Annotated in this window: 28 protein-coding genes; 16 read left to right on the top strand and 12 right to left on the bottom strand. The window is 74.8% G+C overall.

From position 1 onward, the window contains the following. On the top strand, positions 1–1206 hold a 1206-nt coding region (locus ABZ914_RS18835; RefSeq protein WP_500194349.1), incomplete at its 5' end, for an aminotransferase-like domain-containing protein. Between the two features lie 57 nt (positions 1207–1263). Here the strand turns inward: ABZ914_RS18835 and ABZ914_RS18830 are convergent. Genes ABZ914_RS18830 through ABZ914_RS18815 form a run of 4 tightly spaced genes read right to left on the bottom strand, consistent with a single transcriptional unit; the run spans position 1264 to position 6520 of the window. Beyond that, positions 1264–2829: an ATP-binding cassette domain-containing protein gene (locus tag ABZ914_RS18830; RefSeq protein ID WP_500194347.1), complete on the bottom strand. Its 1566-nt coding sequence runs from the start codon at positions 2827–2829 to the stop codon at positions 1264–1266. Next, a complete protein-coding gene (gene cydD, locus ABZ914_RS18825) occupies positions 2826–4481 on the bottom strand; it encodes a thiol reductant ABC exporter subunit CydD (protein WP_500194345.1) in 1656 nt (551 codons plus the stop codon). The genes ABZ914_RS18830 and cydD overlap by 4 nt, the downstream gene beginning before the upstream one ends. A 13-nt stretch (positions 4482–4494) precedes the next feature. After that, the gene (locus ABZ914_RS18820; RefSeq protein ID WP_500194344.1) at positions 4495–5238 is read right to left on the bottom strand and encodes a cytochrome d ubiquinol oxidase subunit II; all 744 of its coding nucleotides are present in this window, start codon (positions 5236–5238) and stop codon (positions 4495–4497) included. A gap of 37 nt (positions 5239–5275) precedes the next feature. Beyond that, the gene (locus ABZ914_RS18815) at positions 5276–6520 is read right to left on the bottom strand and encodes a cytochrome ubiquinol oxidase subunit I (protein ID WP_500194342.1); all 1245 of its coding nucleotides are present in this window, start codon (positions 6518–6520) and stop codon (positions 5276–5278) included. 278 nt (positions 6521–6798) lie between these two features. Between ABZ914_RS18815 and ABZ914_RS18810 the strand changes: the two genes are divergently transcribed. Then, complete coding sequence (locus tag ABZ914_RS18810) at positions 6799–7356, top strand: isochorismatase family protein (RefSeq protein WP_500194341.1); 558 nt, start codon at positions 6799–6801, stop codon at positions 7354–7356. A gap of 68 nt (positions 7357–7424) precedes the next feature. On the opposite strand, the gene ABZ914_RS18805 is transcribed toward ABZ914_RS18810, so the two are convergent. Beyond that, positions 7425–7928, bottom strand: a complete 504-nt coding sequence (locus tag ABZ914_RS18805; RefSeq protein ID WP_500194339.1) for an FBP domain-containing protein — start codon at positions 7926–7928, stop codon at positions 7425–7427. Positions 7929–8089: 161 nt separating this feature from the next. Next, positions 8090–8602 carry a GNAT family N-acetyltransferase gene (locus ABZ914_RS18800; protein ID WP_500194338.1) on the bottom strand — a complete coding sequence of 171 codons (513 nt, stop codon included), beginning with the start codon at positions 8600–8602 and terminating at the stop codon, positions 8090–8092. 391 nt (positions 8603–8993) lie between these two features. On the opposite strand from ABZ914_RS18800, the gene ABZ914_RS18795 reads away from it, so the two are divergent. Together ABZ914_RS18795 and ABZ914_RS18790 are read left to right on the top strand one after the other, a co-directional pair. Further along, positions 8994–9353: a nuclear transport factor 2 family protein gene (locus ABZ914_RS18795; RefSeq protein ID WP_387018845.1), complete on the top strand. Its 360-nt coding sequence runs from the start codon at positions 8994–8996 to the stop codon at positions 9351–9353. Positions 9354–9459: 106 nt separating this feature from the next. After that, the gene (locus ABZ914_RS18790) at positions 9460–9792 is read left to right on the top strand and encodes a YnfA family protein (RefSeq protein ID WP_190856700.1); all 333 of its coding nucleotides are present in this window, start codon (positions 9460–9462) and stop codon (positions 9790–9792) included. A gap of 12 nt (positions 9793–9804) precedes the next feature. Here ABZ914_RS18790 and ABZ914_RS18785 read toward each other — a convergent pair whose 3' ends face one another. Beyond that, positions 9805–10512, bottom strand: coding sequence for a DUF72 domain-containing protein (locus ABZ914_RS18785; protein WP_500194335.1), 708 nt, complete (start codon positions 10510–10512; stop codon positions 9805–9807). A 113-nt stretch (positions 10513–10625) separates the two neighbouring features. Here ABZ914_RS18785 and ABZ914_RS18780 point away from each other — a divergent pair, with 113 nt between their 5' ends. After that, positions 10626–11651: a tyrosine-type recombinase/integrase gene (locus ABZ914_RS18780; protein ID WP_500194334.1), complete on the top strand. Its 1026-nt coding sequence runs from the start codon at positions 10626–10628 to the stop codon at positions 11649–11651. Positions 11652–11738: 87 nt separating this feature from the next. Here the strand turns inward: ABZ914_RS18780 and ABZ914_RS18775 are convergent, their stop codons facing one another. Continuing rightward, the gene (locus ABZ914_RS18775; protein ID WP_500194332.1) at positions 11739–12374 is read right to left on the bottom strand and encodes an HAD family hydrolase; all 636 of its coding nucleotides are present in this window, start codon (positions 12372–12374) and stop codon (positions 11739–11741) included. A 150-nt stretch (positions 12375–12524) separates the two neighbouring features. On the opposite strand from ABZ914_RS18775, the gene ABZ914_RS18770 reads away from it, so the two are divergent. From ABZ914_RS18770 to ABZ914_RS18755, 4 genes are all read left to right on the top strand, one after another. Then, entirely contained in the window at positions 12525–13232 is a 708-nt protein-coding gene (locus ABZ914_RS18770) for a DedA family protein (protein ID WP_500194331.1), read from the top strand. 161 nt (positions 13233–13393) lie between these two features. Further along, positions 13394–14179, top strand: coding sequence for a phosphatase PAP2 family protein (locus ABZ914_RS18765; RefSeq protein WP_500194329.1), 786 nt, complete (start codon positions 13394–13396; stop codon positions 14177–14179). Positions 14180–14364: 185 nt separating this feature from the next. Beyond that, positions 14365–15378 (top strand): ABC transporter ATP-binding protein, encoded by a 1014-nt coding sequence (locus tag ABZ914_RS18760; protein ID WP_500194327.1) that lies wholly within the window; start codon positions 14365–14367, stop codon positions 15376–15378. After that, positions 15378–16184 carry an ABC transporter permease gene (locus ABZ914_RS18755; RefSeq protein ID WP_500194326.1) on the top strand — a complete coding sequence of 269 codons (807 nt, stop codon included), beginning with the start codon at positions 15378–15380 and terminating at the stop codon, positions 16182–16184. Before ABZ914_RS18760 ends, ABZ914_RS18755 begins: the two co-directional genes overlap by 1 nt. A gap of 93 nt (positions 16185–16277) precedes the next feature. Here the strand turns inward: ABZ914_RS18755 and ABZ914_RS18750 are convergent, their stop codons facing one another. Beyond that, positions 16278–16940 carry a response regulator gene (locus ABZ914_RS18750; RefSeq protein WP_500194323.1) on the bottom strand — a complete coding sequence of 221 codons (663 nt, stop codon included), beginning with the start codon at positions 16938–16940 and terminating at the stop codon, positions 16278–16280. Further along, complete coding sequence (locus tag ABZ914_RS18745; RefSeq protein WP_500194321.1) at positions 16937–18745, bottom strand: sensor histidine kinase; 1809 nt, start codon at positions 18743–18745, stop codon at positions 16937–16939. Before ABZ914_RS18745 ends, ABZ914_RS18750 begins: the two co-directional genes overlap by 4 nt. A 210-nt stretch (positions 18746–18955) precedes the next feature. Here ABZ914_RS18745 and ABZ914_RS18740 point away from each other — a divergent pair, with 210 nt between their 5' ends. From ABZ914_RS18740 to ABZ914_RS18725, 4 genes are all read left to right on the top strand, one after another. Then, positions 18956–20266 (top strand): sensor histidine kinase, encoded by a 1311-nt coding sequence (locus ABZ914_RS18740; protein ID WP_500194320.1) that lies wholly within the window; start codon positions 18956–18958, stop codon positions 20264–20266. Further along, positions 20263–20928 (top strand): response regulator, encoded by a 666-nt coding sequence (locus tag ABZ914_RS18735; RefSeq protein WP_387018815.1) that lies wholly within the window; start codon positions 20263–20265, stop codon positions 20926–20928. The genes ABZ914_RS18740 and ABZ914_RS18735 overlap by 4 nt, the downstream gene beginning before the upstream one ends. A 106-nt stretch (positions 20929–21034) precedes the next feature. Then, on the top strand, positions 21035–21676 hold the full coding sequence (locus tag ABZ914_RS18730; protein WP_500194318.1) for an RNA polymerase sigma factor: 642 nt from the start codon (positions 21035–21037) through the stop codon (positions 21674–21676). Continuing rightward, positions 21673–22449: a methylated-DNA--[protein]-cysteine S-methyltransferase gene (locus ABZ914_RS18725; protein ID WP_190856709.1), complete on the top strand. Its 777-nt coding sequence runs from the start codon at positions 21673–21675 to the stop codon at positions 22447–22449. Before ABZ914_RS18730 ends, ABZ914_RS18725 begins: the two co-directional genes overlap by 4 nt. 61 nt (positions 22450–22510) lie before the next feature. On the opposite strand, the gene ABZ914_RS18720 is transcribed toward ABZ914_RS18725, so the two are convergent. After that, positions 22511–23467, bottom strand: a complete 957-nt coding sequence (locus tag ABZ914_RS18720; RefSeq protein WP_500194316.1) for a DMT family transporter — start codon at positions 23465–23467, stop codon at positions 22511–22513. Between the two features lie 86 nt (positions 23468–23553). Here ABZ914_RS18720 and ABZ914_RS18715 point away from each other — a divergent pair, with 86 nt between their 5' ends. The 3 genes from ABZ914_RS18715 to ABZ914_RS18705 all read left to right on the top strand — a co-directional run bounded on the left by ABZ914_RS18715 (position 23554) and on the right by ABZ914_RS18705 (position 25646). Further along, a complete protein-coding gene (locus tag ABZ914_RS18715) occupies positions 23554–24162 on the top strand; it encodes a CGNR zinc finger domain-containing protein (RefSeq protein WP_500194314.1) in 609 nt (202 codons plus the stop codon). Positions 24163–24268: 106 nt separating this feature from the next. Further along, positions 24269–25327, top strand: a complete 1059-nt coding sequence (locus ABZ914_RS18710; RefSeq protein ID WP_387018802.1) for an NAD-dependent epimerase/dehydratase family protein — start codon at positions 24269–24271, stop codon at positions 25325–25327. 67 nt (positions 25328–25394) lie between these two features. Beyond that, on the top strand, positions 25395–25646 hold the full coding sequence (locus ABZ914_RS18705) for a hypothetical protein (protein ID WP_190856712.1): 252 nt from the start codon (positions 25395–25397) through the stop codon (positions 25644–25646). A gap of 56 nt (positions 25647–25702) precedes the next feature. Here the strand turns inward: ABZ914_RS18705 and ABZ914_RS18700 are convergent, their stop codons facing one another. Continuing rightward, positions 25703–26494, bottom strand: a complete 792-nt coding sequence (locus tag ABZ914_RS18700) for a sulfite exporter TauE/SafE family protein (protein WP_500194312.1) — start codon at positions 26492–26494, stop codon at positions 25703–25705. Positions 26495–26605 lie beyond the last annotated feature (111 nt).

Below are 26605 nucleotides of genomic sequence, written 5' to 3'. Positions count from 1 at the left end.
CCGCCGCCGCTCCCCGCCCGTGCACCCGTTCCCGGCCGCCCCGGCCCGGCGGAACCGCCGCGCCCGGTGTTCCCCGACCGGCCCGGCTCCGAAGCGTTCGACGTCCTGCGCGCAGCACCCGCACGCATCGACCTGTCGCCCGGCGTCCCCGACCTGGCCGCCTTCCCGCGCGCCGCGTGGCTGCGCGCCGAACGCCGCGTCCTGTCCGCACTGGCGGCACCGTCCTTCGGCTACGGCGACCCGCGCGGCACGCCCGCGCTGCGCACCGCCGTCGCCGGCTGGCTGGCCCGCAACCGCGGCATCCGCGCCGACCCCGCCGACATCGTCATCCTCGCCGGCACCGCCCAGGCCCTCGGCCTGCTCTCCCAGGTGCTGCGCGACACCGGCATCGACACCGTCGCCGTCGAGGACCCCGGCTCCCTGGGCACCCGCCAGCACCTGGACCACTGGGGCATGCGCACCCCGCCCGTCCCCGTCGACGACCACGGCGTCCGCGTCGACGCCCTGCGCGGCACCGGCGCCCCCGCCGTCCTGCTCACCCCCGCCCACCAGTTCCCGACCGGCACCGTCCTGTCCGGCACCCGGCGCCGCGAGCTGAGGGACTGGGCCACCGCCGGCGGCCTGATCATCGAGGACGACTACGACGCCGAGCACCGCTACGACCGGCCCCCCGCCCCCGCGCTGCGCGCCCTGCTGACCGACCGCGTCTTCTACGCCGGCAGCGTCTCCAAGCTGCTCGCGCCCGCGCTGCGCACCGGCTGGGTCCTCGCTCCGCCACGCCACCGCGACGCGCTCGTGGACGCCAAGCGCTTCGCCGACCTCGGCAACGCCGCGCTGCCCCAGCTCGTCCTGGCCGACCTGATGGAGTCGGGGGAGATGGAACGGCAGCTGCGGACGCTGCGCCGCCGCCACCGCGCCCGCCGCGACGCGATGATCGACGCGATCCGCGCGCGGCTGCCCGGCGCCGTCGTCCACGGCGCCGCCGCCGGCCTGCACCTGCTGGTCACCTTCCCCGACCGCCCCGGCCTCGGGGACGCCGACCTGGCCGCCGCCGCCCTCGGCCGCGGCGTCAAGACCCAGCCGCTGTCCTGGCACGCCCAGCGGCCCGCCCCGCCCGGCCTCGTCCTCGGCTACGCCGCCACCGCCCCCTCGGCCATCGACGACGGCGTCACCGCGATCGCCGCCGCCCTGCGCGACCTCACCTAACCCCGTTCACCCGGCCCGCGTCGCGTCGAGTCGCGCCGGGGCGGGGGAGAGGGCGGGTCAGGCGGCCAGCAGCTCTGCGTCCCACAGATCCCGGTACGGGCCCGGCACCGCCACCAGCTCGTCGTGACGACCCCGCTGCACCACCCGGCCGCGATCCATCACCACCACCTCGTCCGCCGCGTCCAGCGCCGCCAACCGGTGCGTGACCAGCAGCAGCGTCCCACCGCCCGGCGCCGACAGCAGATCCCGGACGACCGCGTCGGCCATCACCGGATCCAGCGCCTCCGCCGGCTCGTCCAGCACCAGCACCGGCGGATCGGCCAGCAGCGCCCGCGCCAGCAGCAACCGCTGCCGCTGCCCGCCCGACAACCCGTGCCCGCCCGTCCCGACCGGCGTGTCCCACCCGTCCGGCAGCGCCCGCACCACCTCCAGGAACCGCGCCCGCCGCGCCGCCGCCTCGAGCTCGCCGTCCGTCGCGTCCGGACGCGCCATCAGCAGGTTCGCCCGCACCGACCCCGCGAACACGTGCGCGTCCTGCATCAACCCCCGCACCGCGCCCCCAACGCCCCCGACACCGCCCCCGCCGTACCGGGCCGCGTCCTGCCCGCCGAGCAGCACCGCGCCCGCCTGCGGAACCACCTCACCCGACACCGCCGCCAGCAGCGTGCTCTTGCCCGCACCGCTCGCGCCCACCACCGCCACCCGCCGGCCCCGCTCCACCCGCAGATCCACCCCGTCCAGCGCCGCCCGCACCCGACCCGCCCCACCGACCGCCCGACCTTCCGCCGCGCCGGCACCGTCCGCGTACGACACCCGCACACCCAGCAGCTCCACCGCCAGCGGCCCCCGCGGCACCGCCACCGGACCCGACGGACGCGGCGCCGGGGGAGCGGCCAGCACCGCCTCCACCCGCCGCACCGCCGGCCACACCTCCCGCCACCGCTGCGCCGCCCCCGCCAGCGGCAGCACCGCCTCCACCGCCACCAGCGCCGACAACCCCGCCACCGCCGCCCCTACCTGGTCCGCGCCGCTCCCGAGCGCCGCCCACGCGACCGCCGCCACCGCGCACCCCTGCACCGCCACACCCGCCCCGGCCGCCCGCGCCGCCACCGACGCCAGGACCGGACCCGCCACCAGCACCCCCACCGCCAGCACCACGGCCGCCGCCGGCGCCACCCACCCGCACACCACCACGCCCACGACCCCGCACACCACCGCCGCGACCCCCGGCAGCACGCACCGCAGCAGCAGGTCCTGCACCGCCTCCACGTCCGACACCATCCGCGTCAGCGCACCGCCGTCCCGCAGCCCCGCATCCGCCCGCCGCCGCGCCGCCAGCGCGTCGAACACCTGCCCCCGCAGCTCTGCCTGCGCCCGCAACGTCGCGTCATGACCCGCCAGCCGCTCGACGTACCGCAGCGACCCCTTCGCCAGCGCGAACCCCCGCACCGCCACGATCGCCACCGACAGCACCGCCAGCTCCGGACGCTGCGACGCCCGCGCGATCAGCCACGCCGCCGTCGCGACCAGCGCCAGCCCGCACACCTCCGCCGCCACGCCCGCCAGCGCCGCCGCCACCAGCCGCACCGCATGCGGCCGCACCGCGCCCCACAGCCCCCTCATGCCGCCCTGCCTCCCTCAGCCGCACCGGCCCGCACGCACTCCGCCCCAGGCCCCGACGCAGGCCCCGACAAGCGGCCGTCCTGCAGCCGCACCACCCGATCCACCAGCGACAGCAGCGCCGGACGATGCGCCACCACCAACGCCGACCGCCCCTCCAGCAACCGCGCCGCACCCTCCACCAGCGCCCTCTCACTGGCCACGTCCAACCGCGCCGTCGGCTCGTCCAGCAGCATCACCGGACCACCCGCCAGATACGCCCGCGCCACCGCCAGCCGCTGACGCTGACCCGACGACACCCCCGCCCCGCCCTCGCCCAGCACCGTCGCATACCCCCGCGGCATCTCCCCGACGAAGCCGTCCGCGACCGCCGCCCGCGCCGCCTCCACCACCCGCTCCATCCCCGCCTCCGGATCACCGAGCCGGATGTTGTCGGCCACCGACGCCGCGAACAGATGCGGACGCTGCGGCACCCACCCCAGACGCCGCCGCCACACCACCGGATCCAGCTCCGCCAGATCCACCCCGTCCACCAGCACCCGCCCCGACACCGGAGCCACCAAACCCGCCACCACCAGCAGCAACGTCGACTTCCCCGCACCCGACGGCCCCGTCACCGCGACCCGCTCACCCGCACCGATCCGCAACGACACCTCCTCCAACGCCGCCCGCTCCGCCCCCGGATACCGCACCGTCACCCGATCCAGCACGATCTCCGGCACCCCCGCCGGCACCACCACCCCACCCGCCGACGGCGCCGACGGCGCGTCCAGCACCGCGAACGCCTCCTCGGCCGCCGCCACCCCCTCCGCACTGGCATGGAACCGCGCCCCCAACGCCCGCAACGGCAGATACGCCTCCGGCGTCAGCACCAGCACCAGCAGCCCCGTCGACAGCACCATCCCGCCGTCCAGCAACCGCAACCCCACCGGCACCGCCACCAGCGCCACCGACAACGCGCACACCAGCTCCAACACCAGCGACGACAGGAACGCCACCCGCAACGCCCCCGTCGTCGCCCGCCGATGCTCCTCCGCCAGCGCCCGCACCACCACCGACTGATGCCCCGTCCGCCCGAACGCCCGCAACGTCGACAACCCCGCCACCACGTCCCGGAAATGCCCCCCGAGCCGATGCAGCGCCCCCCACTGCCGCCCCGTCAACGCCGCCGTCCGCAACCCCACCAGAGCACCGAACACCGGCACCAGCGGCAACGTCACCAGCACCACCACCGCCGACGCCCAGTCCGCCGCCCACAACCGCGCCACCACCAGCGGCGGCACCACGCACGCCGCCAGCAACTGCGGCACGTACCCGGTGAAGAACGGGTCCACCGCGTCCAACCCCCGCGTCAGCAGCGTCACCCGCGCCCCCGCGTCCACCGCCCCGCCCGCCAGCAACCCCGCCCGCAAACCCCGCTTCACCCCGGCCGCCGCACGCCCCGCCACCAGCGACGACACCCACACCAGCACCGCCCGGCCCGCCACCGCCGCCACCACCCACGGCAACAACCCCGCATCCAGGCCCGCGACCGCCCGCGCCAGCAGACCCGCCGCCACCACCAGCAGCACACCCTGACCCGCCGCCAGCACACCCAACCCCACCAGCACCCGCCGGGGGAGAAGCCCCAGCAGCCGCCGCTCCACACCCTTCACACCGACCCCCGGCTCACAGGTACGAGGGCGAATCCACACGCCCCCAGAACGTCCGCCACACCAGCGCCTGCGACGCCGCCAGCAACGGCAGCAGCACCCCCGCCGACACCGCCGTCAACGACAACCCGCCGCCCTCCGCGACCACCTCCGACCACGGCAACCGCGACCCCGCCACCACCAACGCCACCACCAGCACCACCGCCGACACCGCATACCGGCCACGACCCCGCGCCGCCCGCACCGCCAGCTCACCCGACAGCCGCAACCGCGCGAACCCCGCACCATGCCACGCGAACACCACCGCCAACGGCAACGCCAACACGCTCCCCGCATTCACGCCCCCGCCGCCCAGCACCGACCCCAGCAGCGACGCCCACGCCAACCCCAGCGCCCAACTCCCCGCGACCACCGCCCCATCGCACACCGTCCGCCACCCCGCCGCGTCCACCCGCCCGCGAAGCCACAGCCCCATGTCCCGCACGACCCACCCGACCAGCAGCACCGCCGCCACCGGATACAGATCCGCCAGCAACCGGTGCTCCAACCCCGGGAACGCCCCCGCCACCAGCCCCGCCGACGCCACCAGCCACACCTCGTTCCCGAGGAAGAACGGCGCGAACGACGCGATCACCACCCGCCGCTCCCGCTGATCCCGCCCCAGCCACGGCAGCAGCATCCCCACCCCGATGTCCGCACCCGCCAGCACCAGATACCCGCCGGCGAACACCGCCAGCAGCACGACCGCCAACGACTCCATCACGCACACTCCTGTCGCACCGTCACGAAACCGAGCATCAGAACGTCGCCGACACCGCCGGCGCCGACGGCGCCACCGGGGGAGCGGCCCCCAGCGCACCCCCGTCCGGCCCCCGCCGCGCGAACCGCGCCAGCAACCACGCGTTCACCGCCACGAGCACCGCGAACAGCACCGTGAACGCCGCGAACGACACCGCGAACGTCCCCGACCCCACCCCGGGCGACAGCGCGTCCCGCGTCTTCAGCACCCCGTACACCATCCACGGCTGCCGCCCCACCTCACGGAACATCCACCCCGCCAGCATCGCCGCATAGGGGAGCGGCACCGCGCAGATCATCACCACGTGGAACACCCGGCCCCGCACCAGCCACCGCCCCCACCACACCTTCACCAGCGCGACGACCGCCAGCAGCAGCATCAGCGACCACAACCCGGTCATCACCGCCTCACCGACGCCCGCCTGCCCCGGCGCCATGTAGTCGCCCGGCCCGAACCGCGCCGTGAAGTCAGCCACCGCCGCGGCCGCGTCATCACCACCGGTCTTCGTCGGCTGCAAGTACTGGTACTGCATCCCCCCGACGATCACCACGGGCATCACCGACGCCATCACCGTCACCAGGCCCATCCGCATCGACCGCCGGAAGAACTCCACCTCCGCCGTCCGCCGCAGCAGGTGGTAACCGCTCACCCCCGCCATGAAGAACCCCGCCGTCAGCAGCCCCCCGAACAGCACATGCCCGAACGCCAGCACCGCCGTCGGATTCCCCAGCAGCGCCCCGACGTCCGTCAGCCGCGCCGCCCCGTCCCGCATCTCGTAACCCACCGGACGCTGCATCCACCCGTTCGCCACCAGCACGAAGTACGCCGACAGATACGCCGTCAGCGTCACCACCCAGATCAACCCCAGATGCACCCACCGGTTCAGCCGATCCCACCCGAAGATCCACAACCCCAGGAACGTCGACTCCACGAAGAACGCGGCGATCGTCTCCAGCGCGAGCGGCGCCCCGAACACCCCGCCCGTCATCCGCGACATCCCCGACCAGTTCAACCCGAGCTGGAACTCCATCACCAGCCCCGTGACGATCCCCACCGCGTAATTCACCACGTACAGCTGGCCCCAGAACCGCGTCATCCGCGCATGCACCGCACGGCCCGACAACGTCGCCCGCGTCTGCATCACCGCCACCAGCGTCGCCAGCCCCAACGTCAACGCCACGAACACGAAATGCGAACCTGCCGTCAACGCGAACTGCACCCGCGCCAGCACCAACGGGTCCATCAGCACAACCCCCACGAACGATCGCCGGAAACCACGACACGATCCTCCGGCCCCGCACCCCCTCCGCGAATCCTGCGCAAGCCCCGAACCGCACTGCGCGTTTCGCGTACCGACCCCCCGCCCACTACGCCCCGAGATGTACGACGCCGCCGCGCCTACTCCCAGCGGAGAAGCCGCCCCGCCGCCTCGGGGCCGGGGGAGGAGCACCGGCATCACCACACTGTCGGCGCCGTCCAATACCCTGCCCGCCGAACCATCCGAACCAGGGGAGCGCCGCCATGACCACACTGCCCGACCGCCCCAACACCGCCCTGCTCGTCATCGACGTCCAGAACGGCGTCATGGCCGACACCCACAAACGCGACACCGTCATCGCCAACATCGCCGCACTCGCGGCCAAGGCCCGCACCCAGAACGCGCCCGTCATCTGGGTCCAGCACTCCGACGCCGACCTGCAGAAGGGAAGCGACGCCTGGCGCTACGTCCCGGAACTGGAACGCCGCGAGGACGAACCGCTCGTCGCCAAGTCCTACGGCGACGCCTTCGAGGACACCGACCTCGACCGCGCCCTCACCGACGCCCGCATCGGCCACCTGGTCGTCGCCGGCGCGGAGACCGACGTCTGCATCCGCTCCACCATCCACGGCGCCTTCACGCGCGGCTACGACGTGACCCTCGTCGAAGACGCCCACACCACGCCGGACAAGAGCGAGCGGGGCGCGCCGCGACCCGAGCAGGTCATCGCCCACACCAACCTCTATTGGCGCTCCCTGCACGCGGCACCAGGCCGCACAGCCGCGGTCACCGAAACCCGGAACGTCACCTTCAGCGCCTGAGCCGGGGGAGAGCCCATACCCGCGAGTCCGCCGAACAGCCGTAGGGGATAGGGGCGGGTGACCGGCGCTCAGGTGGTGATCGAGGTGATGAAGGCGCCCAGGTTCGTCTTGATGCGTGCGACCTTCTCCTCAAGGGGGACGCCGTCGTCGTGGCCGTCACCCATCAGGGTCTGCTTCATGCCCCGCACGTAAAGGGAACAGGCCAGGTCGGCGCACAGGTACCGGCCGACGGTGTTGCCCTGCTTGCCGGCATCGCCGCTGCGCCGGGCGCTCATCAACGCGACACCGCCGCCGGTGTGCGCGGTATGGCAGAACGAGCACAGGCTGGTCGAGTTGAACCCGCGTGCCTTGCCGGGCGCGGACGCGAGGCGCAGCGCGATCCCGGTGAGCCGGTCGTCCTTCTCGGCGATCAGGTAGGCGCGGTCGGGAGCCTTGGGATCACGCCAGCCGAGGAAGTCGAGGTCGGTCCAGGGCGACTGTGCGAAGTCCTTGGGGAGGTTGAGGCGCTTGGCGTCGCCCTTGGAGCAGTTGACGAAGCAGGACCGCACGTCGCGTTCGGTGATCGCGCGCATGGGGCGCGAGCCTAGGATCGCGCCGCCGGTCCAGGCAAAGGGTTTTCGGGCTGGTGAGGGGCGGGCCGATGACCCTTACTTAACATAATGCTCATTATCGACCATCCATGGGAGCTGGGACGAAAGGGGCACGCGGCGCCAGAACGCCGTGTGTGCGACGGTCAGCGCGTGACGGCGATCCAAAAACGGTCCTCGCCCCGGCGGCGGCCGTCCGGCACGCCGCCGTTGGCGAGGATGACGCGCCGCGACGGCTCGTTGCCGGCGGCGCACGTGAGCAGAACGCGATCCAGACCAAGGCGCCGGCATTCGGTCAGGCCGGCGGCGAGCATCGCGGTGGCGTGGCCCTGACGGCGCCAGGGCGTGACCACGTGGTAGCCGATGTGTCCGCCGACGTCTGCGAGCTGCGGCGTCAGCCGGTGCCGGATGATCAAGGTGCCGATGTAGTGCTCGCCGGACACGTACCAGAACGTGCTGTACGGCACGCCCCAGCGGTGCCTGACGGCGCGGACCCGCGCGGCGAACGCCTCGAAGTCGGCGGCCGCGGCGTCGAGCGTGCGCGTCCAGTCGTCGTCGGCGCCCTCGGCGAGACAGTCGGCGCGTTCGCCGGCGAGGAACGAGTCGCGTACCGCCGCCGTCGGCGGGACGAGCCGCGGCGGGCGATCTGATGCGGGCATGGCATGCCATCCTCTCTCACCCGCCCCGGGCCCGCGAGGTGGGTCCGCTCCCCGGCCCGGGTCGGCGCTCGCTCCGGGCGGACGTCGCGGATGATCAAGGGGCGCTCGCGGTGCTCTGGTCGATGGGGCGGTCGTCACACGGTGCCACTTGCGATGTATGTGGTCTTTACAACCTCATACCGGACAGAAGCTGGATTCTGTCCGGTATAAGCAGTTTGTCTCGATTCGTCCTTTGTTGGGCGGTGTGCTGTCCCGTCTCGCTGAACCTGCTCGGTTCTCAGTCATGCTGCCGCGAGCCGGTCGGCTGTCTCACTGAACCTGCTTCCTGCGAAGATCAGCCGAACGTGAACGCCCTGGCGTGGATAGGACGCCCGCTGGAAGGGTGGGCCTCATGGAAGACTTGCGAGAGGCGGAGCACCGACTCCAAGCCGCACAGCTGGCTGGAGATGTCAAGGCGCTTGATCAGCTGCTGGATGATCGGCTGATCTTCACCTTCGGTGGCAACGTTCAGACCAAGGCGGACGACCTGGAGCTGCACCGCACTCGGGCGCAGGTGCTGACGAAGGTGGCCGAGGAAGAGCTGACCGTACTCGCTGACGGGCACACCGGGGTGACCTGGTTTCTCGGCACCGTCGAGGGGACCGTCTCCGGGACGCCGTTCTCGGCCAGGATGCGATACACCCGCACATGGATTTACGACGAGAAACACGGCTGGCGAATCATCGCCGTGCACGCCAGCACTACCGATTGACACAGCCGACCTGCCAAATACCCGGCTCAGAGCGGTGGCCACTTCGCAGGTTCATCGAGACAGGACATGTGCGGCTCGCGGCGGCGGGCTCTCTAGGGTGATCGGCATGACCGTGCTGCGCTCGATCGCCCTGTTCCTGCTGGCCGCGCTCGCGGAGATCGGCGGCGCGTGGCTGGTGTGGCAGGGCTGGCGGGAGCACCGCGGGCCGTGGTGGATCGTGGCGGGGGTGGCCGCTCTCGGCGCGTACGGGTTCGTGGCGACGTTACAGCCCTCCCCCGACTTCGGCCGGATCCTGGCCGCGTACGGCGGGGTATTCGTCGCGGGGTCGCTGGCGTGGGGCGTGGTCGTCGACGGGTTCCGGCCGGACCGGTGGGACCTCGCCGGCGCGCTGGTCTGCCTGGCCGGGGTCGCGTTGATCATGTACGCGCCGCGTTCCTGACCCGGCACCGGGTCACGTGGCGGTGAGGTCGATGAAGCGCAGGGCGTTGCGGACGGCCGCTCCCCCGGGGTCGTTGTTGAAGTAGACGTAGGCGTCGTCGGCGCCGTCCAGACGGTCGGTCCAGGCGCGGAGCGTCTCGTCGTCGTAGTGGGGCCAGGGGTCGGCGGGGCCTTCATGGAAGCGCAGGTAGAGCCAGTCGGCGGTCCGCCAGAGGGGTGTGAGGGCGCGGCCGAGGCGGTCGGCCCAGCACAAGGCGGCGCCGTGGTGCTCCAGGACGCGGCGGACGTCGTCGGTCCACCAGGTGGGGTGGCGTGGTTCGACGGCGACGCGGACGCCGGCCGGGAACCGGCGCAGGCAGGCGTCGAGGCGGTCGGGTTCGGCCTGGAGGGTGGGCGGGAGTTGGAGCAGGACGGGGCCGAGTCTGTCGTCGAGGCCGCCGACGGCGGCCATGAGGCGGGCGACGGGCTCGGCGGGGTCGTTGAGGCGTTTCATGTGGGTGAGGTAGCGGCTGGCTTTGACGGCCATGACGAAGCCGGGCGGGGTGGTGTCGCGCCAGGCTTCGAAGGTGGCGCGTTTGGGGAGCCGGTAGAAGGCGTTGTTGTTCTCGACGGTGGTGAAGACTTCGCTGTAGCGCTGCAGCCAGGCGCGTTGCGGGACGCCGGACGGGTAGAGGACGTCGCGCCAGTCGGTGTACTGCCATCCGGATGTGCCGATCCGCACGGGCGGCTCCTCTCCCCCAGGGTGCCGGGTGCGGTGGTCGTACCCGTCCGGGGGCGGTTTTGTCGGTGGCGGGTTGTAGCGTCCGGCGGGTGCGTCCTGCCGATCTTCAGCGTGTGACCGTTGCCGAGGCTGTGGACCGTTATGCGGAGATGGTCCGGGCGAAGTGTTCGACGGGGGCGTTGGCGCCGGCGTCGGCGGAGGTGTACGCGCGGGACGTGGTGACGTTCGCGGAGCTGGCGGGTGCGGATCGGGTGCTGGACGATCTGACGGGGGCGGACGTCGATGAGGTGCTGCTGGGGTTCGCGCGCAAGCCGGACGGGCGTCGGCGCGGGGGGCGGGTGCCGGGGGCGGACGGTGGTGGTGCGTTGCAGAGCGCGTCGTCCCAGGCGCGGTTCCGCAGGTCGGTGTCGGCGTTCTTCAAGTACGCGGTGGTGGCGGGGTGGGTGCAGTTGGATCCGATGGTGGCGGTGACGGTGCGGCCGAAGCATCGGGGCGGGTTGCGGGCGGAGCGGCGGGCGTTGACGGTGGAGCAGGCGGAGGGGTTGCTGGGGGCGGCGCGGGAGCTGGCGGAGGCGGGTCCGGCGCCGCGGCGGCGGGTGGATCAGCGGACGGAGTTGCGGGACGGGTTGATCGTGCTGTTGCTGGCGGCGGTGGGGCCGCGGGTGTCGGAGTTGACGCGGGCGAACGCGGAGGACTTCTTCGTCAACGGGGGGATGCGGTATTGGCGGATCTTCGGGAAGGGCGGGCGGACGCGGGATGTGCCGCTGCCGCGTCCGGTGGTGGAGGTGTTGGACGCGTATCTGGCGGAGGGGCGGGTGCTGCTGGATCGGGGGGTGGAGTCGCGGGCGTTGTTGCTGTCGTGGCGGGGGCGGCGGTTGGCGCGGGGTGATGTGCAGGCGGTGATCGATCGGGTGTTGGAGGGGGTGGAGCCGGGGCGGCGGCGGAGTGTGACGCCGCATGGGCTGCGGCATACGACGGCGACGCATTTGCTGGCGGCGGCGACGGACATGGATGCGGTGCGGCGGGTGCTGGGGCATTCGGATCTGTCGACGCTGGGGCGGTATCGGGACGAGCTGCCGGGTGAGTTGGAGGCGGCGATGCGGGTGCATCCGTTGCTGGGGCCGGTGGAGCGGGGGTGAGGCGCGGGGCGGCCTGTCCCCCGGTCCTGTCCCCCGGGGCCCGCCCCTCGGGCCTCTCCCCTGGCGTCTCCCTCTCCCGGTCGGTGGTCAGAGGAGGGTGCGGGCGAGGGTGTAGGCGGCGGTGAGGTCGGTGCCGCGGTAGTCGAGGGCGGCGATGCCGGCGAGGTGGTGGTCGGCGTTGATGGCGATGGTGTTCTTGAGGTGGCGGAAGAGGGGCGCGTCGGACATGGAGTCGCCGTAGGCGAGGCATTGGTCGGTGGTGAGGCCGTGGCGGGTGCGGAGTTCTTCGGTGATGCGGACCTTGTCGTCGGGGGTGAGGATGCCGCTGGTGTCGAGGGGTGCGGCGGTGAACGGGAGCGGGGGGAAGCGGGAGGCGATGACGTGGTCGAAGCCGAGGTCGAGGAGGTGGCGGGCGAAGAAGTCGGGCGACATGGTGATGACGGCGGAGTGTTCGCCGCGTGCGCGGATGTCGGCGCAGACGTCGGGGATGCCGGTGAGCCAGGGGCTGGCGGTGTAGGCGGCGGCGACGTGGTCGGGGGTGAGGTGGTGCCAGAGGCGGTGGATCTCGGTGGAGAAGCCGCGGGTGTCGAGGGTGCCGGCGGCGAACCGGGCCTCGAGGGCGTGGAGTTCGGTGAGGGTGCCGAGGTGGCGGGCGAGTTGGAGGTTGGCGGTGGTTCCGGTGAGGAGGGTGCCGTCCATGTCGAATATGTGCAGGTGTCCCACGTGGTGTGAGTGTGGTGGACGGGCGTCGTGGTGGGCGAATCGGTTTTGGTTGTGGTAAGCGGCGTGGTGTGACCCCCTGTCGGAGGTCGGGGGTGGTGGTGGGCTTTCGGGGGATGTGGGGGCGGTGGTGCGGTTCCTAGCGTCGGGGGCATGGATTCGATCTTGGATGTGGTGGGTGCGGCGGTGTCGTCGCCGTGGTTCTGCCTGGTGCTGTTCGCGGTGGCGCTGCTGGACGGGTTCTTCCCCGTGGTGCCGAGCGAGAGCATGGTGATCGCGGGCGGGGTGTATGCGGCGTCGGGGTCGCCGGATCTGGCGCTGGTGGTGGTGTCGGCGGCGGCGGGCGCGTTCGCCGGTGATCATGTGGCGTTCCTGCTGGGGCGGGGGCCGGGCGGGCGGTTGCTGCGGCGGGCGCGGCCGGGGACGCGGCGGTACGGGGCGCTGGTGCGGGCGCGGGGTGCGTTGGCGGAGCGGGGCGGGTTGGTGCTGGTGGTGGCGCGGTACGTGCCGGGTGGGCGGACGGCGGTGACGGTGTCGATGGGTGCGCTGGGGTTCCCGTTGCGGCGGTTCTCGGTGTTCGCGGGGGTGGCGGCGGTGTCGTGGGGGTTGTACGGCGGGGTGCTGGGTTATGTGGGCGGTGCGGCGTTCGAGGACGATCCGGTGAGGGGTGTGGCGGTGGGGCTGGGGTTGGCGTTGTCGGTGACGGGTGTGGTGGAGGGGGTGCGTTTCGTGCGGCGGCGCCGGTCGCGGGGGCGCCGCGGTGATGGTGGCGGTGGTGCCAGCGGCGGCGCCTGCCTGGGGGTCGGTAGTGCTGCGGTGGGGGCCGGTAGCGGCGGGGTCGTCCGTGCGGAGGGGCGGTAGGGCTGTCTTCGGTGGGGGGCCGGGTCGACTTCTGGGTGATGCGCGGCGTTTGTGGAGCGGGTGATCGTCGGGACGTGCCAAGCTCTACGGGACGGTGAACGTGGGGTGAACTTCGACGGTCCGTCCGGTATCCCATGGGGTGTCGGGCGGCCGTCTCGATCGTGAGGGAGAGCATGCAGGCGCCAGATTTCAGCGTGCATCTGTACCGGGACGTCACCGAGTGGGCGTGGGGTACGCCGTCGTGGGTGCATTCGGTGGCGGACGTGGGGACGAACGCGGGGCTTCTGTTGTTCGCGGTGCTGTTCGTGGCGGGCTGGTGGCGGGCGCGGGGCCTGGACGCGCGGGCGATGGGGCTGGCGTTGTCGGCGCCGTTCGCGATGGTGGCGGCGTACCTGGTGAGTGAGGTGTCGAAGGACTTCCTGCGGGAGGAGCGGCCGTGCCGGGCGGTGTCGGGGGCGGTGCACATCGCGTCGTGTCCGCCGCCCGGGGACTGGTCGTTCCCGAGCAATCACGCGACGATCGCGGCGGCGTCGGCGGCGGCGCTGGTGGTGGTGTGGCGGGCGCTGGCGCCGCTGGTGCTGCCGTTGGCGGTGCTGATGGCGTTCTCGCGGGTGTTCGTGGGTGTGCATTACCCGCATGACGTGGCGGCGGGGTTCTGTGTGGGTGTGGTGGTGGCTCCGGTGGTGGCGCTGGTGCTGGTGCGGGCTGCCGAGCCGCTGGTGGATTTCCTGCGGGGGTTCCCGGTGGCGGCGGTGCTGCTGGGGGTGCGTCCGGTGGGCGCGCCGGTGGGTGCGGGGTTCGGTGGTGCGGGGCCGGTGCCGGCGGGTGCCGCGGGTGTGACGCGGATGGACGATGCGGCGGTGACGATGCCGGACGTGATGGGAGGCGTGCGGGGCGTCGGCGGGCCGGGTGGTGCGGTGGGGCGGCATCATCGGCGGGGTTCGTAGCGCTCTGCGGGTGTGGCGGGCCGTTCCGGTGGTGGCACCGGGGCGGCCCGTTCCGTTCGTCGGGGCGGGTGCGGGTTCCCTGCCGAAAGTGGGGGTCGGGGGGTGGCGTTCGGGCACTGTGGGGCCGCTCCCCCGCCGCCTAGGTTCTGGCGTTGTCGAGATGTCGGGACCGGAGGGACGGTGTGATGATCGCGTTGCGTGGTCTGACGAAGCGGTACGGGGACAGGACGGCGGTGGACGGGCTGTCGCTGGAGGTGGCGGCCGGGAAGGTGACGGGGTTCCTCGGGCCGAACGGGGCGGGGAAGTCGACGACGATGCGGATGATCGTGGGGCTGGATCGTCCGAGTGCGGGTGCGGCGCTGGTGGGCGGGCGGCGGTATGCGGAGTTCCGGCATCCGCTGCGCGAGGTGGGGGCGTTGCTGGAGGCGAAGGCGGTGCATCCGGGGCGGTCGGCGCGGCGGCATCTGCTGGCGATGGCGCGCAGCAACGGGATCGCGGCGGGGCGGGTGGAGGAGGTGCTCGCTCTGGTCGGTCTGGAGGGGGTGGCCGGGAAGCGGGCGGGGTCGTTCTCGCTGGGGATGGGGCAGCGGCTCGGGATCGCGGGTGCGCTGCTGGGCGATCCGGGGGTGCTGCTGTTCGACGAGCCGGTGAACGGGCTGGATCCGGACGGGGTGCTGTGGGTGCGGCGGTTGATGCGGTCGCTGGCGGCGGAGGGGCGGACGGTGTTCGTGTCGTCGCATCTGATGAGCGAGATGCAGCTGACGGCGGACCGGCTGGTGGTGATCGGGCGGGGCCGGTTGATCGCGGACGCGCCGGTGGCGGAGGTGATCGCGGCGAGTTCGCGGAACGCGGTGCGGGTGCGCAGTCCGCGGGCGGCGGAGCTGGCGGCGCGGGTGGAGGCGGAGGCCGTCCCGCGCGGGGCCGCTCCCCTCGAGGCTGCTCACCCCGAGGCCGCCCCGCGTGGGGGTGTCGCGTTCGGGGATGCCGGGCGGCGGGGTGTCGAGGTGGTGCGGGTGTCGGCGGAGGAGCTGGTGGTGACGGGGTTGCCGGTGGACCGGGTCGGGTGGCTGGCGTTCGAGGCGGGGGTTCCGCTGCTGGAGCTGAGCGAGGAGAAGGCGTCGCTGGAGGAGGCGTACATGGAGTTGACGGGGACGAGCGTGGAGTACGGCGCGGGTGCGGCGGCCGGGGTGGAGGCGTGATGGCGGCGACGGTGCGGGCGAGGTCCGGTGGGGTGCAGCGGGCCGGCGGCGGGCTGCGGGGGGCGGTCGCGGCGGAGTGGACGAAGCTGTGGTCGGTGCGGTCGACGTGGTGGGGCCTTGCGGCCGCGGCCGTGCTGATGGGGCTGATGTGCCTGATCCTGGCGTCGTCGACGGTGTCGAACAACACCAACGAGGTGGCGTCGGACGACCAGGGGGTGGTGTCGGTGAGCGGGGTCGCGATCGCGTCGCTGGACATGGTCCAGTTCGTGGTGGTGGCGGTGGCGATCCTGGTGATCACCGGTGAGTACGCGACGGGGAGCATCCGGTCGACGCTGCAGTGGGTGCCGCGGCGGGGGCGGATGCTGGTGGCGAAGGCGGTGGTGCTGGCGGCGGTGACGCTGCCGGCCGGGGTGGTGCTGTGCGTGGCGGGGACGGCGGTCGCCGGTCCGGTGCTGGGCGAGTGGGGGCGGTCGCGGGCGGTGGTGTTCGTCGACGACGCGCTGCAGTCGGGGGTGTATCTGGCGCTGGTGTGCCTGCTGGTGCTGGGGCTGGGGGCGATGCTGCGGAGCACGGCGGGGACGCTGACGACGGCGTTCCTGTTCCTGCTGGTGCTGCCGATGCTGCTGGAGAACGCCGGTTCGAGCGTGGGGCGGCACGCGGCGGACGCGTTGCCGAGCGGTGCGGGGCGGCACTTCATGAACGGGGACGGCCCGTATCCGGCGGGGGTCGGTGCGGCGATCTTGGCGGCGTGGGCGGTGGCGGCGTTGTGGGGCGGTGTGGTGGTGCTGCGGCGCCGGGACGCCTGACACGCCCGTGGGCGGGCTCGGGGCCGTCGCGCCGTGGTCGGTGCGGCGGCCCCAGGTCGCGCTCAAGGTGTGCGGGTGTCAGGGGGTGCGGGGTCAGGGGGTGCGGTCGTGGACGAGTCCGGCTTCGTGGGCGAGGACGGCGGCCTGGACGCGGTTCTTGACGTCCAGGCGGGTGAGGATGGCGCTGACATAGGCCTTGACGGTGCCTTCGACGACGTGGAGGCGGTCGGCGATCTCGGCGTTGGACAGGCCGGCGCCGAGCAGGGCGAGGACCTGGCGTTCGCGGGGGGTGAGGCCTTCGGTGCGGCGGCGGGCGGCGGCGCCGGCGGCCATGCGTCCGCCGGACAGCTCGGTGATGACGCGGTGGGCGACCTTGGGCGACAGGAACGCCGCGCCGGCGGCGACGGCGCGGACGCCGGCGATGAGCTCGTGGGGGTCGCCGGACTTGAGCAGGAAGCCGCTGGCGCCGCCGCTGAGGGCGCGGGCGATGTAGTCGTCCTCGCCGAAGGTGGTCAGGATGGCGACGGCGGTGGCGGGGGCGGCGCGGCGCAGTTCGTCGGCGGCGGTGAGGCCGTCCATGCGGGGCATGCGGATGTCGAGGAGGGCGACGTCGGGGTGGTGGGCAAGGGCGAGGTCGACGGCTTCGCGGCCGTCGCCGGCCTCGGCGACGACGTCGATGCCGGGGTCGGCGGACAGGATGGCGCGGACTCCCGCGCGGATCATGGTCTCGTCGTCGGCGAGCAGGACGCGGATCACTCGGGGCCTTTCGTGGCGGGGTCGGCGGTGCTGTAGGTGTTCTTGGCGGTGAGGCGGCCGCCGCTGAAGCACAGGCGGTAGAGGTGGCCGGTGCCGAGCAGGTCGGCGGTGGGGCGGTAGTAGCGGCAGCGGGCGCCGGGCGGTTCGGGGACGCGGGCGCGGACGGTGCCGGCCTCGGTGGCCTGGACGGGCGGGAGCAGCGGCTCGACGTGGTCGCGGGTGTCGCCGACGCGCAGGGCGGCGTAGTCGGCGGGCGGCAGGACGGAGTTGAGGGTGGCGTAGGCGTAGTAGCCGAGCATGACGGCGCCGAGCGCGGCGATGAGGGCGGCGGGGACGGCGATGGCGGTGATGAGGCCGCGGCGGACCTGGCGGCGTTCGCGTTCCAGGTGGCGTGCGGATTCGGAGGGGCCGTCGGGGGCGTCGAGGGGGCGGGGGCCGGGCGGCGGTGTCTCGGGCAGGACGGCGCGGACGGTGAAGCCGCCGCCGGGCGCGGGTGCGGCGTGCAGGGTGCCGCCGGCGAGGCGGGCGCGTTCGGCGAGGCCGGTGAGGCCGTGGCCGCCGCCGGGCGGGAGCAGGGCGGGGCCGGCGGGCGGGGCGTCGTTGGCGATGGTGACGGTGATCGCGGGTGCGGCCGGGTCGTCGCCGGTGGCGGGGGCGCGGCGGGTGAGGGTGACGGTGATCGGGGCGCCGGGGGCGTGTTTGGCGGCGTTGGTGATGGCCTCCTGCACGATCCGGTGTGCGGCGAGCGCGATCATCGGCGGGAGCGGGCCGGGGGCGGGGCCGGCGGCGGTGTCCAGGCGGACGGGGACGCCGGAGGCGCGGGCGCGTTCGACGAGGTCGTGGACGCTTTCATGGACGGGCCGGGCGGCGGCGTCCGGTGCGGCCGGGGCGGTGGTCTCCCCCGCCGCGGCGCGGCGGGCGGTGTCGTCGCGGAGGATCCCGATGATCTCGCGGAGGTGCTCGGTGGCGTCGGCGGCGCCGGCGCGCAGTTCGGCGGCGGCGGCGCGGTGGCGGTCGTCGAGGCCGGGCGCGACCTGCAGGGCGCCGGCGCGGACGGCGATGAGGGCGAGTTCGTGGCCGAGGGAGTCGTGCATGTCCTGGGCGATGCGGGCGCGTTCGCGCAGGCGTTCGCGTTCGGCGGTGATGCGCTGCTCGCGTTCGAGGCGGTCGGCGCGTTCCCAGCCGGCGTGCAGGAGTTCCTGGTACTGCTGCCAGTACCGGCCGACGAGCCAGGGCAGGACGCCGAGCAGCACCAGCCACAGCGTCAGCGGGAACCAGGTGGTGACGTCGATGCCGCGGGCGATGTTGAGTAGGGTGCCGGCGGCGAACACGGCGGTGAATCCCCACAGCACCGGGCGGGCGCGGGGCGTCCGCAGCCCGGTCAGGTAGGACATGACGGGCATCGCGAAGACGAAGTTGCCGTGCACGGCGATCAGCGCGATGGCGGTGAGCAGCGCGGCGGTCGGGCGGGTCCGGGAGATCGCGACGGCGGCGGCCAGGACGCCGAGCGCGGCGATCCGCAGCCACCAGGACGGTGCGGTCGGCTGGAGCGGTGAGACCAGGTCGAACCCGGCGGGCAGGGCCAGGACCGCCCACAGCGCGATGTCCTTGACCAGCAGGGATCTGCGGGGCCGGTGGAGGGCGGCGCGGGTCTCCGCGCGGGCCGCGCGCAGCGCGGCGCCTGCGGCATGGGAGACGCGGGCGGCGCGGGCGCCGCTCGGGCGGGCGGGCACGGGCACGGGCACGGGGGCGGCCGTGTCCCGCTCCCCCGGGCGCCGCGGGACGGTGGTGGCCGGGTCGTTCACCCGGCCCACGGTACAAGCCGGTGATCTGCGGTGATACTGCCGAAAGTCAGGGGCCGCTACGGTGGGCGGGTGACCGTGCCCTCGCCGCGTCCCGGGCGGCCCGCTCCGCCGAGCCCGCCGTCGCGGCCGTCGCGGGCGTGGCCCCCGCGGTCCCGGGAGGAATGGGGCCGCGGGTGGGGTCGCGGCCGGGCCGGCGAGGTGGTGCCGGCGGTGGCCGCGCTGGTGGTCACGGTGGTGATGAGCGCGGTCGCGGCCAAGCCCGGGGACCGTCCGCTGTGGCCGGGCGGGCTGGCGCTGATCGCGGTGACGACGCTGGCGCTGGTGTGGCGGCGCCGGCATCCGGTGGTGCTGCTGGTGGCGGCGACCGTGGTGCCGCCGCTGTACTACCCGCTGGGGTATCCGGACGGGCCGATCGCGTTCGTGTTCCTGGTGGCGCTGTTCAACGCCGCGGTGCAGTGCCGGCTCGCGGTGCCGCTGGGCGCGGTGATCGTGGTGAACGCGGGGTTCCTGACGACCTCGGCGGTGCGGGGCGGGGACGGCGGCGACCCGGACGCGGTGGCCGACGCGCGGGGCGTGGCGTCGCTGTCGCTGGCGCTGCTGGTGACGGTCGGGATCGGGCAGTACGTGCGGGGGCGTCGGATCCGGGTCGAGGAGGCCGAGCGGCGCGCCGCCGCGGCCGAGCGCGGCCGGGAGGAGGAGGCGCTGCGGCGGGCGGCGCAGGAGCGGCTGCGGATCGCGCGGGAGCTGCACGACGTGCTGGCGCACCAGATCTCGCTGATCAACGTGCAGGCCGCGGCGGCGCTGCACCGGCGCGACGATCCGGCGCGGGCGTACGCGGCGCTCGATGCGATCAAGGCGGCGAGCCGGCAGACGCTGCGGGAGCTGCGCGGGGTGCTGGGGGTGCTGCGGCAGGTCGACGAGCCCGGCGGCGGGGCGGGGCCGGTGGAGCCGGTGCCGTCGCTGGCGCGGGTCGGTGAGCTGCTGGAGCGCACGGCGGCTGCAGGGTTGCGGGTGCGGCGGGCCGGCGACCTCGCCGCCGCTGACGGCACCGGCACCGGCGACGGCGCAGGCACGGGCATCGGCGAGGGCGGTGGGCGGCTGGCGGCCGTGCCGGCGCCGGTCGGGCTTGCCGGGTACCGGATCGTGCAGGAGGCGCTGACCAATGTCGTCCGGCACGCGGGCGCGGAGACGGTGACGGTGGAGGTGCGGTGTACCGCGGACGCGGTGATCGTGCAGATCGACGATGATGGGGCGGGCCCGCCCGGCGGCACCACCGCGGCGGACGGGCAGAAGGACGGGCCGGCGGGCGTGCCGAAGGGCGGCAACGGGCTGCGCGGCATGCGGGAGCGGGCCGTGGCGGTCGGCGGCGAGCTGACCGCGGGCCCGGGCCCCGGCGGCGGGTTCCGGGTGCGGGCGCGGCTGCCGCTGGACGCCCCGGCCGGTCGCCGAGGGGACGACGAGGGAGCGGGAGAACAGGTGGCGGACGGGAAGGCCGGGCGGGCGATGCGGGAGGACACGTGATCCGGGTGGCGCTGGCCGACGACCAGACGCTCGTGCGGGCCGGGTTCCGCTCGATCCTGGAGGGCGAGGACGACATCGAGATCGTCGCCGAGGCCGGGGACGGCGAGCGGGCGGTGCGGCTGGCGCGCGAGCTGCGCCCGGACGTGGTGCTGATGGACGTGCGGATGCCGGTGTTGGACGGGCTGGAGGCGACCCGGCGGATCGTCACCGACCCCGCCCTGGCGGACGTCCGGGTGGTGATCCTGACGACGTTCGACCTGGACGACTACGTGTACGGCGCGATCAAGGCGGGGGCCAGTGGGTTCCTGGTGAAGGACACCGAGCCGCCGGAGCTGATCCACGGCGTGCGGGTGGTGGCGCGCGGTGACGCGCTGCTGGCGCCGGCGGTGACGCGGCGGCTGATCGCCGAGTTCGCGTCCCGGATCACCGCGCCGCCGCCGTCGGTGGAGCTGGACGCGCTGACGGCGCGGGAGCGGGAGGTGCTGGAGCTCGTCGCGCAGGGCCTGTCGAACGAGGAGATCGCCGAGCGGCTGGTGCTGTCGCCGGCGACCGCGAAGACGCACGTCAGCCGTATCCTGTCCAAGCTGGGGGCGCGGGACCGGGCGCAGCTGGTGGTGCTGGCCTACGAGTCGGGGATGATCCGTCCCGGCTGGCTCGGCTGACCCTTTCCGGCCGCTCCCCTGCCGCTCCCCTGACCCGGCCCCGGGCCGGGTGCGTGGCCAGGCGCGGGGCTGCAACGGGCCGGGCGGCGGCGGTGTTGAAAGGGATGTGACGGTTACCGACGAGGTTTCGATCCGGCCCGCCGGGGCCCCCGGGAGCGGGAACGCCGAGGGCGGGGGCGACGCCGCGGGCGCGCGGGTCGTCGCCGCGCTGTCCGGCGACCTGGACGGCGGGTTCGCCGTGCTGTACGAGGCGTACCGGGGCCCGGTGTTCTCCACCGCGCTGCGGCTGTGCGGCCGGTGGGCGGAGGCCGAGGACCTGTCCGCCGAGGCGTTCCTGCGCGCCTACCGGGCGCTGTGCGGGTACGGGCCGGAGCGGATCGCGGACCTGCGGCCCCGGGCGTGGCTGCTGACGATCCTGACGAACGTGTGGCGCAACGGGCTGCGGACGGCGGCGCGCAAGCCGCCGCCGGGTCCGCTGGAGGACGCGCCGGATCCGCCCGACCCCGCCGAGGGCGTGGAGGACGCCGCGGCGCGGCACGAGACCGGGCGGGAGCTGGCGGACCTGCTGGCGGCCCTGCCGGACGCGCAGCGCGCCGCGGTGGTGCTGCGGCACGTCACCGACCTCCCGGTCGCGGAGATCGCGGAGGTGATGGGAGTGCCGGAGGGCACCGTGAAGTCGCACGTCTCCCGCGGCCTGGCGCGCCTGCGCCGCCTGCACCAGGATCAGGAAGAAGGGGGTGCCCGATGAACGGCATCGATCCCGCGTCCGACGCGCTGCTGGAGGGCCTGGCCGGGCTCGCCGCCGACGCGCCGCCCGCGCTGCTGGACCGGATCGCCGCGCGCCGCGTCGAGGTGGACGGGCCGCTGGAGCACCTGCGGGTGGCGTTCACCGACCGCGGTGTGGCGTACGTGCGGGCCGGGCTGGACGAGCAGGAGTTCACCGCGTCGTTCCGGGAGCGGTTCGCGCGGCCGCTGCTGCCCGCCGACGCGCCGCCCGCCGGGCTGGTCCCGGCGCTGCGGACGGGGCGGCTCGGCGGCCTCGCGCTGGACCTGCGCGGGCTCAGCGGGTTCGAGGCGGCGGTGCTGCGGGCCGCGGCGACGATCCCGCGCGGGCAGACCCGCCCGTACGCGTGGGTGGCGCGGCGCGCGGGCCGTCCGAAGGCGGTGCGGGCGGTCGGGTCGGCGCTGGGCCGCAACCCGGTGCCGCTGCTGATCCCCTGCCATCGGGTGACCCGGTCGGACGGGTCGCTGGGCGAGTACGTGTTCGGGGCGGCGGCCAAGGAGCGGCTGCTGCGCGCCGAGGACGTCGACGTGGACGAGGTCACCGACATGGCGCGGCGCGGGGTGCGGCTGGTCGGCAGCGACACCACGGGGATCGTGTGCTTCCCGACCTGCGCCGACGCCCGCCGGATCGCGCCCTCGCACCGGCGCGGGTTCCGGGACCTGGCCGCCGCGCGGGCCGCCGGGTACCGGCCGTGCCTGCACTGCCGCCCGGACGGCCCCGACCCGTCCCCCGCGTGACCGGCGGGCCCGCCCGTCACGGACCCTGGTGCGGCTTGGTGCGGCTTGGTGCAGCGCGGTGTCAGCGGCGGCCGGCGAGCAGGACGCCGGCGCCGCCGAGGACCAGTCCGGCGACGGTGAGCGGGTGCAGGGCCTGCCCGATCGCCGCCCACGCCAGCACCGCGGTGACCGACGGGGTCAGGAAGAACAGCGCGGCGACGGTCGAGGCCGGGGAACGGCGCAGCATGGTGTTCAGCAGCAGGAACACCCCGATGGAGTTCACCGCGACCATCCAGGCGAGCGACGCGCCGAACGCGCCCCAGTGCGCGACGGCGGGCGTCTCGGTCAGCAGCGACAGCGCGCCCAGCGGCGGCGCGGCGACCAGGAACTGCACCGCGGTGCCGGTCCGCACGTCCATGTCGGTGACGTGGCGCTTCTGGTAGAGGGTGCCGAGGCTGAGGCCGAGGAGCCCGACCAGGCAGAGGACCACGCCGAGGGGGGAGAACGCGATGCGGTCGGCGACGGCCAGCACGACCCCGGCGGCGCCGAGCCCGAACCCGGCCCACTGGCGGCCGGTGACCCGCTCCCCCAGGACCCGCGCCGCCAGCAGCGCGATCACGACCGGGTTCAGGCCCTGGACGAGCGCGACGACCCCGGCGGGCAGGCCCATCGCCATGGCGCTGTAGAGGGCGCCGAACTGGACGGCCTGGATCAGCAGCCCGGACACCGCCAGGTGCGCCAGGGCGCGGCCCCGCGGCCACGGCGCCCGGACGGCGACCGCGTAGCCGGCCAGCAGGATCCCGGCGGCGGCGAACCGCGCGAAGATCAGCAGCAGCGGAGGGGCGGCGTCCACGCCGATCGCGCCGGCGATGAACGCGCTGCTCCACAGCAGGACGAACACCGCCGGCATCGCCGCGCCCGCCACTCCCCTGCCCTCGCCACCGGTCCGGGTGCCGGTCCGCTCCGGCGCCGCCCTTCCCCGCGCCGCCTTGGGGGACGTCGTCGCCGCAGACGGCGCGGCCGGGGTGCGCTGGACCATGAGGCACCTCCATAAGTAACCGGTCATGACGGTTATTCATCCTCCGGCCGCCGTCCGTAACCTGTCAAGCCGGTTACCATGGGGCGATGGAGTTCACCTTCCACTCCGGCGACCTCGCCCTCGATCTCGCCGGGACCGTCCAGCACCGCCGCGCCGACCGCCGCGACCTGCTCACCGCCCCCGACCGGCTCGCCCACTGGGCCGTCGCCGCCGGGCTCGTCACCGACCCGCCCCCGGTGAGCGCCGCCGACCTCGCCGCCGCCGTCGACCTCCGCGAGGCCATCTACCGCGCCGCCACCGCCGTCCTGCACGGCCGATCCCCCACCGACGACGACCGCGACCTGATCAACCGCCGCGCCGCCGCCGCACCGCCCGTCCCCCGCCTCGCCGCCAACGGCACCGTGCACCGCGACGGCGACACCACCGCCGTCCTGGCCGCCGCCGCCCGCGCCGCCGTCGACCTGCTCGCCGCCGCGGCCACCCCCGCCGACTCCACCGGGACCACCAGCACAGGCGACGGCGTCGACGCGGGCCGCGGCGTCCTCAAGGAATGCCAGGCCGACCCCTGCACCCGCCTCTACCTGGACACCTCCCGCCGCCGCACCCGCCGCTGGTGCGACATGCGCCAGTGCGGCAACCGCGCCAAGGCCGCCGCGTTCCGCGCCCGCCGCACCACCCCCGGCACAAACGCCTGACCCCGCCGCGCTCCCCGGCCCCGCAGGCGCGCGGTACCGCGCGTGTAGACCGGCGCATGGCGGGAATGGGGCCGTCCACCTGCAGGGACGACTGAGGGGGAACACCATGCGGGTCGTCGTCACCGGCGCCACCGGCAACATCGGCACCAGCACCGTCGAAGCGCTCACCGCCGATCCCCGCGCCACCTCCGTCCTCGGCCTGTCGCGCCGCGGCCCCGGCGCGCGGGCCGCCCGCGACGAGGGCATCGAATGGGCCGAGGCCGACGTCACCGACACCGACCTGGTCCCGCTGCTGCGCGGCGCCGACGCCGTGGTCCACCTCGCCTGGCTGTTCCAGCCCACCCACCGGCCCGCCGTCACCTGGGACTCCAACGTCGTCGGCACCACCCGCGTCCTGGACGCCGTTGCCGACGCCGGCGTGCCCGCCCTGGTGGTGGCCTCCTCCGTCGGCGCCTACTCCCCCGGCCCCAAGGACCGCGCCGTCGACGAGTCCTGGCCCACCCACGGCTGGCCCGGCGCCGCCTACAGCCGCGAGAAGGCCTACGTCGAACGCCTCCTGGACGCCTTCGAGGCACGCCGCCCGCAGACCCGCGTCGTGCGGATCCGCCCCGGGTTCGTGTTCGAACGCCAGAGCGCCGCCCAGCAGCGCCGCCTGTTCGCCGGGCCGCTGCTGCCCGGCCGCCTCGCCCGGCCCGGCCGCGTCCCGGTCGTCCCCGACCTGCCCGGCCTGCGCTTCCAGGCGCTGCACTCCGCCGACGCCGGGCAGGCGTTCGCGCTCGCCGCACTCGGCGACGCCCGCGGCGCCTTCAACATCGCCGCCGAACCCGTCATCGACCCCGACGTCCTGGCCGGCCTGCTCGACGCCCGCACCGTCCGGCTGCCCGCCCGCGGCGTGCGCGCCGCCCTGGCCGCCGCCTGGAACCTGCACCTGGTCCCCGCCTCGCCCGGCCTGTTCGACCTGGCCCTGCAAGTGCCGATCATGGACACCGCGCGCGCCCGCGCCGAGCTCGGCTGGACGCCCCGCCACACCGCCCGCGACGCGATGGCCGCGTTCCTGGAGGGCCTGCGCACCGGCGCCGGACGCGACACCCCGCCCCTGGCTCCCGGCACCGGCGGCCCCGCCCGCGCCCGCGAGATCGCCACCGGCGTCGGCCGGAAACCCTGACCCCGGGCGCCCGCGCCGCGCCCGCCGGGTCCGCACGCCCCGCCGAACACCCACAGGAGGTCACCCGATGCCGACGATCACACCCGCCCACCTGCACGAACTACTGGCCTCCACCGACCGCGACGCCGCGCTCGTCGTCGTCGGCGGGCACGCCGCCGTCGTCCCGTCCACGCCCGCCGGACGCGGCGAGGCCGACGACGCCCTGGTGCTCACCACCCGGGACGCCGTCATCGCCGAACTCGACACCGGCGCCAACGACGAGCAGCTCGAACGCCTCGCCCAGCGCCTCGACACCGCCCTCGACAGCCTCGGCGGCTGACGCCCGCCCGACGCCCCCGCCCCCCGCGGCTCCGGACAGACGTCCCGGCGGCCGGGTCAGCCGTGCAGGGCCAGGTAGGGCGCCAGGGCGAACAGGCTGACGACCAGCGAACCGGTCAGCGCGCCCGCCGGGACCGCCCGCGCGATCACCCAGCCCAGCAGCACCCCCGCCAGCTCCGGCACCCCGGTCAGCGCCGCCAGCGGCCAGTCCACCGCCCCCGCCGCCACGTACCCGAGCGTCCCCACGGTCGCGATCACCACCGACTGCGCCTGCGCCGCCGCCAGCGCCGACAGCACCGGCACGCCCAGCACCACCAGCAGCGGCACGCTCAGCATCGGCCCGCCGATCCCGAACACCCCGCTCGCCACCGCCACCGCGAACCCGACCACCGCGACCACAGGCGCCCCCGGCTCCCACGCGTCCCCCTCACCTGCGGGGGCGCGGCCGGACGCGGCGGCGAGACGGCCCGTCCGATGCCACACCAACGCCCCCACCAGCGCCACGAACGCCCCCAGCAGGATCCCGAACACCCGCCCCGACACCAGGCTGTTGGCCAGCACGCCCAGCGGGGTCCCCGCGACCGCGGCGGCTGCCAGCACCGCCGCCGCCCGCCGCGTGCCGCGCTCGCGCAGCTGCCCCGACCGGGTGTAGGCGGCCGTCGCCAGCGCACCGGTCGCCACGTGCGTGACGATCGCCGTGCCCGCCACCTGCGCCGGCGGCAACCCCGTGAGCGCGAACAGCCCGACCGTCACCAGCACCCCGCCCGGCCCGACCGCCGTGATGCCGACCCCCGCGAACAGCCCGAACAGCACCAGCCCCACCAGCACGGGCACTCCGAGACCGCCCACGGCCCCTCCTCATCTCTCGCTACGGACACCACGACCGGCACCACGACGGCACCGAGGCGGGACACCGCGACCGCCCGGACCGGATCCGCGCCGCCGCGGGCGCGGTCAGGC

It is taken from the genome of Spirillospora sp. NPDC046719, from assembly GCF_040645715.1.
In the GTDB taxonomy this organism is placed as follows: domain Bacteria; phylum Actinomycetota; class Actinomycetes; order Streptosporangiales; family Streptosporangiaceae; genus Spirillospora.
This window is presented reverse-complemented; position numbering and strand designations above follow the sequence as displayed.

What these genes read in the sequence shown, in the direction of transcription:
- ABZ914_RS18770 (WP_500194331.1), top strand. Translation starts at nt 12,525, where the DNA reads ATGGATTCGATCTTGGATGTGGTGGGTGCGGCGGTGTCGTCGCCGTGG.
- ABZ914_RS18725 (WP_190856709.1), top strand. Translation starts at nt 21,673, where the DNA reads ATGAACGGCATCGATCCCGCGTCCGACGCGCTGCTGGAGGGCCTGGCC.
- ABZ914_RS18820 (WP_500194344.1), bottom strand. Translation starts at nt 5,238, where the DNA reads ATGGAGTCGTTGGCGGTCGTGCTGCTGGCGGTGTTCGCCGGCGGGTAT.
- ABZ914_RS18795 (WP_387018845.1), top strand. Translation starts at nt 8,994, where the DNA reads ATGGAAGACTTGCGAGAGGCGGAGCACCGACTCCAAGCCGCACAGCTG.
- ABZ914_RS18760 (WP_500194327.1), top strand. Translation starts at nt 14,365, where the DNA reads ATGATCGCGTTGCGTGGTCTGACGAAGCGGTACGGGGACAGGACGGCG.
- ABZ914_RS18710 (WP_387018802.1), top strand. Translation starts at nt 24,269, where the DNA reads ATGCGGGTCGTCGTCACCGGCGCCACCGGCAACATCGGCACCAGCACC.
- ABZ914_RS18790 (WP_190856700.1), top strand. Translation starts at nt 9,460, where the DNA reads ATGACCGTGCTGCGCTCGATCGCCCTGTTCCTGCTGGCCGCGCTCGCG.
- ABZ914_RS18830 (WP_500194347.1), bottom strand. Translation starts at nt 2,829, where the DNA reads ATGAGGGGGCTGTGGGGCGCGGTGCGGCCGCATGCGGTGCGGCTGGTG.
- ABZ914_RS18755 (WP_500194326.1), top strand. Translation starts at nt 15,378, where the DNA reads ATGGCGGCGACGGTGCGGGCGAGGTCCGGTGGGGTGCAGCGGGCCGGC.
- ABZ914_RS18815 (WP_500194342.1), bottom strand. Translation starts at nt 6,520, where the DNA reads ATGGACCCGTTGGTGCTGGCGCGGGTGCAGTTCGCGTTGACGGCAGGT.
- ABZ914_RS18805 (WP_500194339.1), bottom strand. Translation starts at nt 7,928, where the DNA reads ATGCGCGCGATCACCGAACGCGACGTGCGGTCCTGCTTCGTCAACTGC.
- ABZ914_RS18800 (WP_500194338.1), bottom strand. Translation starts at nt 8,602, where the DNA reads ATGCCCGCATCAGATCGCCCGCCGCGGCTCGTCCCGCCGACGGCGGCG.
- ABZ914_RS18715 (WP_500194314.1), top strand. Translation starts at nt 23,554, where the DNA reads ATGGAGTTCACCTTCCACTCCGGCGACCTCGCCCTCGATCTCGCCGGG.
- ABZ914_RS18705 (WP_190856712.1), top strand. Translation starts at nt 25,395, where the DNA reads ATGCCGACGATCACACCCGCCCACCTGCACGAACTACTGGCCTCCACC.
- ABZ914_RS18720 (WP_500194316.1), bottom strand. Translation starts at nt 23,467, where the DNA reads ATGGTCCAGCGCACCCCGGCCGCGCCGTCTGCGGCGACGACGTCCCCC.
- ABZ914_RS18810 (WP_500194341.1), top strand. Translation starts at nt 6,799, where the DNA reads ATGACCACACTGCCCGACCGCCCCAACACCGCCCTGCTCGTCATCGAC.